This is a genomic window from Litoribrevibacter albus, from assembly GCF_030159995.1.
Classification (GTDB): Bacteria; Pseudomonadota; Gammaproteobacteria; order Pseudomonadales; family Litoribrevibacteraceae; genus Litoribrevibacter; species Litoribrevibacter albus.
Window position 1 is genome coordinate 104,001 of the sequence record NZ_BSNM01000026.1, and the last position, 12,568, is coordinate 116,568.

9 protein-coding genes are annotated in these 12,568 nt (G+C 48.9%); 6 read left to right on the forward strand and 3 right to left on the reverse strand.

Annotated features, from left to right (window positions below; translation table 11 throughout):
- Positions 1 to 98: 98 nt before the first annotated feature.
- The gene (gene aceF, locus QQL66_RS19220) at positions 99 to 1,829 is read left to right on the forward strand and encodes a dihydrolipoyllysine-residue acetyltransferase (RefSeq protein ID WP_284383705.1); all 1,731 of its coding nucleotides are present in this window, start codon (positions 99 to 101) and stop codon (positions 1,827 to 1,829) included.
- Between the two features lie 26 nt (positions 1,830 to 1,855).
- Entirely contained in the window at positions 1,856 to 3,889 is a 2,034-nt protein-coding gene (locus QQL66_RS19225; RefSeq protein ID WP_284383706.1) for a methyl-accepting chemotaxis protein, read from the forward strand.
- Between the two features lie 72 nt (positions 3,890 to 3,961).
- On the opposite strand, the gene QQL66_RS19230 is transcribed toward QQL66_RS19225, so the two are convergent.
- From QQL66_RS19230 to QQL66_RS19240, 3 genes are all read right to left on the reverse strand, one after another.
- Entirely contained in the window at positions 3,962 to 4,936 is a 975-nt protein-coding gene (locus QQL66_RS19230; RefSeq protein ID WP_284383856.1) for a transporter, read from the reverse strand.
- 110 nt (positions 4,937 to 5,046) lie between these two features.
- Positions 5,047 to 5,409, reverse strand: a complete 363-nt coding sequence (locus QQL66_RS19235; RefSeq protein ID WP_284383707.1) for a hypothetical protein — start codon at positions 5,407 to 5,409, stop codon at positions 5,047 to 5,049.
- A gap of 94 nt (positions 5,410 to 5,503) precedes the next feature.
- On the reverse strand, positions 5,504 to 7,357 hold the full coding sequence (locus QQL66_RS19240; protein WP_284383708.1) for a serine protease: 1,854 nt from the start codon (positions 7,355 to 7,357) through the stop codon (positions 5,504 to 5,506).
- Positions 7,358 to 7,627: 270 nt separating this feature from the next.
- On the opposite strand from QQL66_RS19240, the gene QQL66_RS19245 reads away from it, so the two are divergent.
- The 4 genes from QQL66_RS19245 (at position 7,628) to QQL66_RS19260 (ending at position 12,547) form a co-directional block, all read left to right on the forward strand.
- The gene (locus QQL66_RS19245; RefSeq protein WP_284383709.1) at positions 7,628 to 8,542 is read left to right on the forward strand and encodes a DUF6502 family protein; all 915 of its coding nucleotides are present in this window, start codon (positions 7,628 to 7,630) and stop codon (positions 8,540 to 8,542) included.
- Entirely contained in the window at positions 8,526 to 10,061 is a 1,536-nt protein-coding gene (locus tag QQL66_RS19250) for a DUF5666 domain-containing protein (RefSeq protein WP_284383711.1), read from the forward strand. The genes QQL66_RS19245 and QQL66_RS19250 overlap by 17 nt, the downstream gene beginning before the upstream one ends.
- 80 nt (positions 10,062 to 10,141) lie before the next feature.
- On the forward strand, positions 10,142 to 10,642 hold the full coding sequence (locus tag QQL66_RS19255) for a M48 metallopeptidase family protein (RefSeq protein ID WP_284383712.1): 501 nt from the start codon (positions 10,142 to 10,144) through the stop codon (positions 10,640 to 10,642).
- Between the two features lie 126 nt (positions 10,643 to 10,768).
- A complete protein-coding gene (locus tag QQL66_RS19260; RefSeq protein WP_284383714.1) occupies positions 10,769 to 12,547 on the forward strand; it encodes an ABC transporter transmembrane domain-containing protein in 1,779 nt (592 codons plus the stop codon).
- Positions 12,548 to 12,568 lie beyond the last annotated feature (21 nt).

Here is a 12,568-nt window from a genome sequence, read left to right on the forward strand (position 1 = left end):
TGTGCTGTTAACGAGCGATGGTCGGTGTAGGGCCGGCCCTGTTTGATCAATACGCAGTGATCGGTCTGCAAGGAAAAGATACATGAGGGTTGAATAGGATGGATGAAATTAAAGTGCCTGACCTGGGTGGTTTTGAAGGCGTCGAGGTCATTGAAATCTCGGTTTCCCCCGGCGATGTAGTAGAGCAGGACGACGCCATCATTGTTGTGGAAACAGACAAAGCCACAATGGAAATTCCAGCACCGAAAGCCGGTAAAATTTTGGAATTGAAAGTCAAAGAAGGCGATAAAGTCAGCGAGGGGGATTTGGTCGCTACCATGGAATCTGCCGGTGCCTCGGAAAGCCAGATCCAAGCCGATACAGTTGCTCAATCTGAAACTTCTCCTGAATCTTCGCCTGCGAAGCAGCCGGTTCAGGCAGATACGTCCTCCGAATCTTCATCCAAAGCGCAACCCGCTACTTCTGAGCAAACGCTTACTTCTGAACAAACGGTTATTTCTGAACAAGCTGTCAAAGTGCCCGATTTAGGGGGCTTTTCAGGGGTTGAGGTGATTGAGGTTTCGGTCTCCGTCGGGCAGCAGGTCGATGAAGAAGATACCCTGTTGGTTCTGGAAACCGACAAAGCAACGATGGAAATCCCTGCGCCGATGGCGGGAGAGGTTCTGAGCATCCAGGTGTCTGTGGGTGATAAGGTAAATGAGGGAGATACTATTGCTGTACTTAAAGGTACTGCTATTATAGAGGGATCGGATAAAGTGTCGACTGTTTCACAAACTATGTCGGCATCAGAGTCTGAAGAAAAGGTTAAAGTTCAAACCGTTAGCGCCGATAGTTCTAAAGACAAGGAGCCACAGTCCGTTAGCCAGAGATTAAATGCCATCAACAATGGCAATGCTGGTGGAAGCGGGAAAACCAGTGAGAAGGTCTATGCTGGGCCTGCGGTTCGGAAATTAGCAAGGGAATTTGGCGTTTCGCTGGACGACGTAGTAGGTACCACTGGAGCCAGTGGGCCGAGAAGCAGAATATTACAAGAAGATGTCCAGAATTATGTAAAACACCGTCTGAATGAGGCACCTACATCGCCACAAGGTGGCATGGGGATTGAGCCAATACCAGAAGTGGATTTCAGTCGGTTCGGGAATGTTCGACAAGAGCCATTAAGTCGAATACAAAAAATCAGTTCTCAGCATCTTCATCGTTGCTGGTTGAATATTCCCCATGTAACTCAGTTTGATGAGATAGATATTACGGAACTGGAAGACTTTAGGAAGTCAGTCAATGCTCAAGGTACATATGATACCAAACTGACGTTAGTTCCTTTCTTGGTTAAAGCAGTTCAGAAAGTTTTGATGGAAATGCCCCGGTTCAATGCGTCCTTGGCACCTGACGGAGAGTCGTTGATTGTTAAGGAGTTCTATAACATCGGGGTTGCGGTTGACACGGATCAGGGGCTTATGGTCCCGGTTGTAAAAAATGTGGATACAAAAAGTGTCTTGAACATTGCAGCGGATTGCATGCAATATGCTCAACAAGCGAGAGCCGGTAAGCTCAAGCCAGACGCACTTCAAGGCAGTTGTTTTTCAATTTCCAGCTTAGGGGGAATCGGTGGTACGCAGTTTACGCCGATTGTAAATGCCCCGGAAGTTGCCATTTTGGGTGTGTCGAAAGCCGCAATTAAGCCCATTTGGCAGGAAGGTGAATGGCAACCAAGATTAATTCTGCCAGTGGCTTTGTCTTATGATCATCGGGTAATTGATGGCGTCCTGGCAGCGAAATTTACGACACGGCTGAAACAGCTGCTCGAAGACAGCAGGCATCTGCTGCTTTAAAGCTTTGAATAAAAATTGGTGTATATATGAAGCTGATCATACGTCCTTTCGTCAAGTTGATGAATCAACTGAATTACGCTTACAAATTCAGTTTAATCAACATCATGTTTCTCCTTCCTTTGTTGTTACTAAGCTATGGATTAGTTGAGGAATTAGAATCTGATATCGAAGCGACGGAAAGTCAGATTGAAGGTGTGCAACTTCTTCAAGATACCTTTGCTCTGTTGAGATCAACCGCAGAATATCGGGACCTCAAAGCTGCGTTTATCTACAAGGATAACCCGGACATGCGCGGTATCATTGTGGAAACGGAAGCCAAGGTTGATGCCGCCTTCAGTAAACTGTCCGAATGGCAACCAAGCTGGGACAAAGACGGCAGAATCGTTACTCAGCTCGGGTTGGCTAATGAGAGTTGGCAAAAGCTGAAAACGGATAACGTTCGTGATTACTATGCCGATGAGCAAGTGAAGCGTTATCAGGACATGCTGAACCCGATCATTCGTATTCTAAAAACCACCACTCGTGCTTCCGGTTTGGCGCAAGCGCCTGATCCTGCGGTACTTAGCCTTCAGGAAATGCTGGTTCGTTTGTATCCAGAATTTTCCCCATTGGTGGCTAAGGTACGTGCGACGGGGATGGTTGCCTTTAATGCTGGTTTCCTTGATTCCGGCACCTCCGATTCTTTGAATGAAGCCTACGATGGCTTTGTTGATACGTTGAAACGTTTCGAAAAAGATGTGGGTGTTCTGATGGAAGAAGACCCACGCTTGGCACGTGCATTAGATGAGCCAGTGATGAATCTGGTGGGCGGTATGAACAACATGATGGGTTACCTCGATGAGCGACTCATTTCTGCCATGCAGCTCGAAGGCACCTGGGACGTGTACTTCAAAGACATTACCGGTTACGTCGATACCTTGTTCATGGTGATGAATAGTACCGTCACGCCCTTGATGACACGCATTCTTCAAAACCGTTACGAAGAGCAAAGCTCGACACTGCGGATGTTCCTGGTGGCCATTACCGTGCTGCTGGTGGTCGTGTTGCTGATGTTCCTGGCCTTCTATGTCTCTGTGAACGAAACCATTTCCAGCTTCCGTGATTCTGCAACCAAAGTATCCAATGGTGATATGAAAGTGCGGATGAACCTGAAGACTCGTGATGAAATGGGCCAGTTAACCACAGAATTTAATACCATGGTTCAGCGCATTCATGATCTTATTCAAGCCGTAAGCATGACGGCGGTGGAAGTAGATACCCAGTCCAGTAAGTTGGAATCCATCTCGACGAAAAGCCGTGACTCTGTAGGTCGCCAAATGCAGGAAACCGAGCAGGTGACGGTAGCGGTGAACGAAATGACCGCACAGGTTCAGCAAGTAGAAGAGAACGCAGGTCAAGCGACGCAAGAAGCTGAAAAAGCGATGCAAGAAGCCAGTATGGGCTCTCAACAAGTGGATGCGGCGTTGAAGAACATTGATATTCTTGCCTCTGAAATTGAAAACTCGGTGTCGGTGATTAACCGGGTGGCGAAAGACAGTGCTAACATCAGTCAGGTTCTGGACGTGATTAAAGGCATTGCAGAACAAACCAACCTGTTGGCCTTGAATGCGGCCATTGAAGCGGCACGTGCCGGCGAGCAAGGTCGAGGCTTTGCGGTGGTGGCTGACGAAGTGCGGACATTGGCACAACGTACCCAGTCGTCTACAGAAGAAATTGAAGAAATGATTTCCCGTCTGCAATCCGGTGTGAAAGACGCTGTGAAAGCGATGGAAGTGAGCCATGACCGTGCAACTCAAACGGTAGACGAGTCCGGTAAAGTGGGCGAAGTGTTAGGCAACATTACCAACATGATCGGCACCATTACCGCGATGAGCCAGCAAATTGCGTTGGCCTGTAGTGAACAAACCAAGGTGGTGGTCGAAATTGACCGCAATATTAACTCCATTGCGGACTTGAGCCAGGAAACCTCCGGGGATGCGGAAAGCACTGCCAGAGCGTCAGCGGAAATGGCTCAGTTAACTCGTTCGTTGCAGGAACTCATTAGCGCCTTCAAAGTGTAAGCGAGCTAAGAACAAACGAAGGGCCTCAATGCGAGGCCCTTTTTTGTGCGTGACGTTTATGCAATGGCCTATTTAACGTCGCTTTTTACGAATAAAACTCTTACTGATTTGCAGACCCCCAAAATAGTCCGCACTGGATTCACCAAATCCCATACCGGCGGAAAAGCTAAGTTTCCAGCCATAATTTAATTTCTGGTGAAAGGTCGCCGTCAGAGATTGAACTGCCTCGCTGGACTCAGTAGCGGCTTCTTTGTGGCTGTAGCTCAGGCTAAGGCTTTGGCTTCGGCTGAACAAATAGCGCTCGCCCATCGAAAAGAACAGTCGATTGTTGTAATCGGTGTTGTCTGTGTCTTCCATCCATTGATGACCGACTTTCAGATCCGTAATCCAACGGCCGCTTCTCAGGTAGCCGGAGCTAAAGAGTTGATAGTCGGTTTCCCCGGTACCCAAATGTTCACTTTCATCCGCCGTGGGGAGTTTAATTCCACCGCCAATATTAAGACCCGTGTTAGGAAAGGGCTTCCAGGGCAGGGCATATTGGCTGGAAAGCCTGAGATCTCCAAACCCCTGACGGCGGGTATCTTCTTCACTGGCTTCAATAATGAGTTCGCCGCCTTCCCGAAGCACGAGCACATTCTCCGGGCCGGTAATGTTCAGATAGGGAATTTGTGCATGGAAGCTCCAGTTATCTCTTTGGTAGCTGGCGCGGAAAGGAATACTGATAACATCCGTTGCTTCGGTTGAGCTGTAGTCACCGTGGCTGAAGTAGCTGCCGATGGCAAAGGTGAGCTTTTCATGGATAAATTGGTCATCAGTCTGTGCTCCTCTAAGTCTCTTTGGTCGAGGGCGGTTAGCGCTATTTGCCGGTGGTTCAAATATGGTGGTTTGACTGTTCTGTTGTTCACTTTGTGCAGACGATTGTGGCTCGGGTATTGGTGATGCGGATTCCGATGGCGCGTCTTCTATTTGGTTAGGCACACCTTCTATTAAGTTAGGCTCTGCCCAACTGCGGGTGGAGTTTGCCAGGAGGCCGACGCATACGAGCATCACGCCTGTTACCGGGTGAAAAGAAAAGCGCCGGGAGAAAAGAGCATCACAGATCATAAAGAGAACATCTAAACCAAATTAAATCGCTTCTAAGTATAGGGGGATGTTAGCTACTTGATAAGTAACTGGTTTTTGAGTGTTATCGGACGTTCTGTGTTGATGTCTTTTAACCAAATACGTTTGGTCAGGTAGATCGGTTTGGGCATTTTACGGCAGCGGTCAGGGGTAATTCGGTGAATGGCGAGGACGGTCATGTTGTCGGCTTCATTAAACTCAACGTCAAAGTCTTGCGGGGAGGTGCAGCCGCGACTGATGGCTTTGAAGTGGATAAGTAAGTGTTGCTCACTTTGCTCAAGGAAAATGGCATGAATAGGTTCGAGGGTGGAGGAGGATTGTGCCTGAGCACATCCTAAGATTGAGGTTAAAAGTAGAGCACTCATTAAGGCTATGGGGTGTTGTTTGATCTTGTACATCATCAGCTCCTGATCAAAAAAGCCAGGCGGTCAGGGACATGACCGCCTGATGCGTAATACACGCTAACGAAGGGTTCTAGAGAAGACGGTTAAGTTAGGACGGTTTACCCGATGATTTCTTTCCTTTGCGTGACAGGAACCGTAGACCCAGAAGGCTCAGTATTGAGAAGAACCAGATATCCGAACTGCCGCCACCTGAACTGCCATCGCCTGAGCTGCTTGAATCCGCGTTCGAATCTGCACCGGCTTCGGTTTTCTTGAAATTAACGCTGCTGATGCTGGCTTTGGCTTCAGCTGTGTTTGCAGAGTTTTTGCTGTATACCCAACCCACTTTGTGTTTGCCAGCGGTCAATGTGGTGCTGTGATGTTTTTCATCGGCTTTGGCTCGTGAGCCTGAAATGGTCAGTACAATCTCGCCATCGACCAGGAAGTGAATGGCATTCTCAGGTGCGTCGCCGGTCAGATTAATGTTGAATTCAAGAACCCCAGGGCCTTCGATTTCGGTCATTAATAACGAATCTTCGTCTTCATTGACCTGATCGCAGGAAAGTTCAAAACCGTCGCCAAGCACGTCTTCCGACCATTGAGTGTTGCCATCAAAGAACCACTCTTCATCGTCGATGCCTTCCATGCCGTCAAAGTCGTCACTTAACTCCAGTTTATCCAGCGCCAAACCAAAGAGTTCTACTTGTGCAGTGGGTGTTTCTGCGTCAGAGGACGAAATGCTCAAGACGCCTTCATGCTCTTCGCTGTCATTAGCCGAGAACGCGATATGAATTTCACACTCTTCTTCTGTGGCCAGTGTTTTGCCTTCACACTGATTGTCCGTCAGTTCAAAGTGCGTGGTGTTATCAAGACTGACGCCCTGTACGGTCAGTGCTTGGTCGGTGTCGTTGAACAGATAGAGAACGTCTTCTGCCTTATTGCCCTGACCTGTAGCGATTAAATCTACATAGGCAGGTAAATCGAATGCGGTGTTTTCGAAATCTGTGTCAGGGCTTTCGTCATCGGGATAATCCGTATCTGGATTATCGGTATCAGGAGTGTCGGTATCAGGCGTGTCGGTATCTCCTTCATCAGGTGACGGTCCGGTATTTTGATACGGTGGGATTTCCCCCGCTTGCGCCTTGGCAATCCACTCCTGGTAATTGGCGACTTTGGTGTATACGCCGAAGTAATCCGGTTGAGCACAGCCTTCACCAAAGCTGACCACACCGGTTTGAATCCATTTGGAATCTTTTTGGAAGACTAATGGGCCGCCACTGTCACCCTGGCACGAGTCTTTGCCACCTTCGGCAAGACCTGCACAGACCATGTTATCGGTGATGTTGATGCCTAGTTTTTGATAATTGGTATTACAGGTGTCGTGGTCGGCCAGTGGTACTTGCACTTCATGCAAAATGTTCGGGAAATCTTCGCCGGTGGTGGAGCGGTTGCCCCAGCCCATGACGGTTAAGTTAGCGCCCACTGACAGTGCTGCCATGGTATCTGCAGTGGCGAGGGTCACAGGTGAACGCTTCGATGCGCCGCTTAGCTCAAGCAAAGCGATGTCATGGTCATCACCGTATTCGCTGTTCATGTAGATATTTTTAACGGTGAGGGTTTCTTCCTGTGTGCTCGTTTGATTGAGATCGTATTCGCTGACAACCACTTTTACACCTTGAGCGCTTTCGTTCTCAATACAGTGCGCGGCGGTAAGTACGTAGTTAGCGGCCACCAGACTGCCGCCACAGAAGTGTTGGCTGTCGCCGGCAGACTGAATGGATACCATCCAAGGGTAACTGTTGGCGATGGCTTCCGATCCTCCGATGATTCGAATCATTCGGTTGGAATCTTTGCTGCTGTCTTTCGCTAGTTGAGGCGTCGTCTGAACGCTTGCGTGAGTATTTGCGGCCAAGGCCCCTGAAATTGCAACGGCTAACGCTGCTTTGCTAAAACGAGTGCTCATCACGTTATTCTCCACTGTTCTTGCTGTTAATTGTCTTGCTGTTAATTGTTTTGCTATCAATTGCGTGTTTTCGCTGTGCTTGGAAGACCACTTAGTTCACTGCGATCTGATTATTTGTGGGAAATATTCCCTCTTTTGTTTTGTGTAAGATATGTGGGAAAATTTCCCTTGTCAAAGTTTCGCGACTAAAATATGTACAAATTCGACGAATGAATCACAGAAATGAGAATTGAGTGGGAATAAATCCCTCAAGGGGCTATGATTGGCATTATGTCTGCTAAACCTCCTATCTCGACCGAAGCCGCAGAGCCACCAAAAGCGGTGTTACTGGCGCTGAAGAAGCTGCTCCGGCCTTTAGTGCGTCTTCTTTTGTCCTTCCAAATTACCCTGCCGTATTTAATTGAGTTGCTGAAACGTACCTATGTCGAAGTAGCTGAGGAGGACTTTAAACTCGATAACAAGAAGCAAACAGACACCCGAATCAGTCTGTTGACGGGCGTTCATCGCAAAGATACCCGCCGGCTTCGCCATCCCGATCATCACGAAGATATTCCTGAAGCGACCACCAGCATAGGTGCCCAGCTGGTGGCCCATTGGGTATCACAATCGGAGTATCTGGATGAGCAGGGAGAACCCAAGCGGCTCCCGCTTAAAGCAGAACAAGCGGGGGATGCTGATTTCGAATCTCTGGTGGCTTCAGTGTGTAAGCAAGACATTCGTGCGCGAGTGGTTCTTGATGAGTGGCAACGGTTAGGGATGGCTTCGTTAATCGATGGCAAGTGGGTTGAATTAAATAAAAAAGCCTTTATTGCCGACACCAGTCTGGATGAAAAAGCCTTTTTCTTCGGTATGAATCTATCCGATCATCTGGAAGCGGCCAGCCAGAACCTACGGTCCGATCGCCCACCCTTCATTGAGCGCTGTGTCTATTACGATGGCTTGAACGATGACGCCATTCAGGAACTGCAACGCATGGCCGAAGCGCAGGGGATGGAGATGTTGCAGTCTCTGAATAAGCGCGCGCTTGAACTTCGGCAACAACAAGTGGGTGCAGAGCCATCGCCAGCAGAGCAATCGCCAGCAGAACCATCGGTAGCAGACTCATCAGGCCACTGCCAACGGATGAATCTGGGTTTTTATTTCTTCCATGAACGCGACAAAGAGCAAGATGATGTTCAGTCCTAAGCTGACTCAACTGCTCTGCGTATGCCTGTTGATATTGGTAGGCTGCGCTGCACCTCAGAATTTGTTGTCACAGAAAACCGATGTGAACCGTGGCGGTCAGACCACCAGTGAGAACACTGGCGGCATTGGTGGCACAGGCATCATCTCTGATGATGGACATTCCGGTGCTTCCGGGATCGGGGGGACCGGGCAAGTTGCGGATCGTGGTATCGGCGGAACAGGTCAGATTGCTGATCGAGGCATCGGTGGCACAGGACAAATTGCCGGCCCGGATCAACGTCTGGAGAATGGCATCGGTGGTACAGGCCAACAGGCTCATCTCGATACCAACTCCTCGGGTAATGGTTCGGGATCTGGTTCGGGCGGTACCGGCGGTATTGGTGGCACCGGCATTGTTGGAACCATTACCGGGTTTGGCAGTATCTGGGTCAATAATACGCACGTGACCTTTGACGACAGCACGCCCATTACCATCAACAAACAGCCGGCGACTGCGGGCGACTTTGAAATTGGCCAAGTGGTGGCGGTGACATCACTGCGACATCAGGAAGAGGCCATCGATACCGAGAGCTGGCATTCTCCTCAAGAGGTGTTCTTTGGTGAGGCTCCAGCGGATCAGCCGAACACGACCTTCAAAGCCAAGTCCATCGATGTGATCTATGAGGTTGTGGGGCCGGTCAGTCAGGTGTTGTCGACAGATCATAAACTGAACGTGCTGAATCAGAATGTGTTCGTGACTGAGCGTACGGCGATATTGGATCGACGTACCGGTAAGCCATTGTCGTTGGCTGAACTCTGCATCGATGATTACATTCAGGTGAGCGGCTTGAGACAGGCCGACGGCGGTATTGTTGCCAGTCGTCTGGATGTGGTGGAAGCGTCTTCACAAGTGGAATTAATCGGTGTCTTGTCTCAGTCGGAGGATGGGCAGTGGCGTATAAATGATCAAACGGTGGTGATCGATGCTGCACTCCTTGCTATGGGAAGTGATCACCTGAATGACCGTGTCTTGATCTCCGGGGTAATGGATGATGATCAGATTGTCGTTGAGAGCATGGATCAGGATTCCATTGAGCTGGTGTTTGAGCAGGTCAATGAGCTGATCTACGAAGGTTATCTGTTTGAAGATGATTTGGATGGCGCGATCAACGTTGGTGGTTATGAGTTCAGTTTGCCGGAGGTAATTGATCTTGGGGACGGCGATTGGGACGACGAACCGATTCGAATCAACGCCCAACAATTGGATGCGGGTGAGTACGAAGCCTATGACGTTTGGGTCGATGAAAACGAGGTCTATCTGGACTTACTGCCTGACAGTGATTGGGATTCCCTTCAGGATGACCAGTATTTCGAGGATGATGTATACGATGAGTCCTTTGAAGATGATTACTATGACGATGGTTCTTCCGACGACGGCTACTATGACGAAAGTTTTGAAGAAGAATATTATGAAGACGAATACTATGAAGAGGTGTATTACGAAGATGAGGTCTATGAAGAAGACGTTTATCAGGAATAAATACCTCTCGCTTCGCGCTTTCGTTTAAACTGCTAGCCTTGCTGCATTTTGGCAGTCTCTCTTTTCTTGGTTTATCTGGTATGTCACTAAAGTATTTATCCGCTTACGCTCCTTCGGTTCAACAACAGGTTCAGGTGTTGCTGGATCAGAACCGGCTTGCTGACTTCTTATTGAAGAAGTATCCGAAACCGCATGATGTCACCAGTGACGGTGCCTTGAGAGATTACGCGATGGATTTAAAGAATCAGTTCATGCGTAAATCGAACCCGCTGAGCAAGGTAGCCTACGATAATAAGATTCATGTAGTGAACCATGCGCTGGGTTTGCATACCTATAAATCACAGGTGCAGGGTGGCAAATTAAAAAGTAAAAATGAAATTCGTGTCAGTACCCTGTTTAAAAAATCGCCTGAGCCCTTATTAAATATGATTGTGGTGCATGAGTTAGCGCATTTAAAAGAAAAAGATCACAACAAAGCGTTTTATAAACTCTGTGAGCACATGTTGCCTGACTACCATCAATTGGAATTTGAAAGTCGCTTGTATTTGACGCAAATCGAGTTTTTTGGCGCGATCTATTAGTCATAAAATTCCCTGTTGTATCTACAACTGCAAGGTCTCGATAACGTAACTGGTTGATCTGTCCGGTGTATTCAGAGGTGCCTCGGGGTACGTCTGTATCCAATGCAATTCTAGAGAGAGAATTTTATGTTGTCCTGGCTTTGGTCTTTTATCAAACCCTATCGAACCCGGTTAGTAATTGCAGCCATTGCCCTGGTGGCAACGACGGCACTGACCTTATCGTTAGGGCAAGGCGTGCGGTTGATGTTGGATCAGGGCTTTGCTGCTCAGTCTTTGGATGGATTAGCCGACGCACTGTCGATGTTCGGGCTGATCGTGGTGGCGCTGTCTTTGGGGGCTTACTTCCGGTTTTACATGGTGTCCTGGATTGGTGAGCGTGTGGTGGCGGACATTCGAAAACGTCTGTATCAACATTTATTGAGCCTGCCGCCCAGTTTCTTCGAAGACAACCTCAGCGGTGAAATTCAAAGCCGCATTACTACCGATACAACCTTGCTTCAAACCGTCATCGGTTCTTCTTTCTCGTTCGCATTGCGGAACAGCTTAACCTTCCTGGGCGGCTTGGCATTGATGTTCTACAGCAATGTGAAATTGTCGCTGATCATGCTGATTGTTGTGCCTCTGATTGTGTTTCCGTTGATTTTCTTTGGCCGAAAGGTGAAGAAGCTGTCCCGCGAAAGCCAGGACAAAGTGGCGTCTGTCGGCGCCTGGGCTGGAGAGAGTCTTCAGAACATTAAAGTGGTGCAAGCCTTCACCCGTGAGGATCTGGTCAGTCAGCAATTCTCCGAAGCGGCCGAAGGGGCTTTTTCGGTGGCGCTTGAGCGTATCCGACAACGAGCCTTGTTGATTGCCTTGGTGATGATTCTGGTAATGGGGTCGATTGCCGGAATGCTCTATGTGGGCGGCAGTGATGTGTTGTCGGGTGAACTGACCGCAGGTGAGTTAGGTGCCTTTGTGTTTTATGCGATCATGGTAGCGGCATCGCTCGCCGCTGTGACCGAAGTCTATGGGGAAGTGCAACGGGCCGCTGGTGCTGCCGAACGTATTCGGGAGTTACTGGGCACTGAGCCGGACATCTCTCCGATGGGGGATACGCAGGATCACAATGATCTATCTTCCGACCATCCGCAAGGCGCGGTGGTGTTTGATGAGGTGTCCTTCAGTTATCCATCACGTCCCGATCAGTTAGCCATTGATCAACTAAGTTTGTCGGTCAATAGTGGTGAACGGGTTGCATTAGTTGGCCCATCCGGGGCGGGCAAGTCCACTCTGTTTGATTTGCTGTTACGTTTCAGGGACCCCAAACAAGGGCGTATTTATATTGATGGGCAAGCCATTGATGCGATGGATACCAAAACCTTGCGTTCCCAGTTTGCCTTAGTGCCTCAGCAGCCGGTGTTGTTCAGTACCTCGGTTTGGGAAAATCTGCGTTACGGGCGGCCGGAGGCTACCGAAGAGGAAATCATTGCTGCGGCGAAAGCGGCCCATGCTCATGAGTTCATCAGTCAGTTACCTGAAGGCTATCACTCGTTTTTGGGGGAACAAGGGGTGAAATTATCCGGTGGTCAGAAGCAGCGATTAGCCATTGCCCGAGCCATTCTCAGAGACCCTAAAATTTTATTGTTGGATGAAGCCACCAGTGCTTTGGATGCTCAAAGTGAATACCTGGTTCAGCAAGCGTTAGATGAACTGATGCAGAATCGAACGACCTTCATCATTGCTCACCGTTTAGCGACCGTGGCGCACGTGGATCGAATAGCTGTGTTTGATCACGGAAAACTGGTGGACATTGGCACACATCAGACCTTGTTGTCTTCCTCTCCCTTATACGCTCGCTTGGCCGAGTTACAGTTTAATCAGAACCCGAGCAACGAGATTTCTGAACCGGCAAGTGTTACAGGCTAGCCTTATTGTTTCGGCCATTAG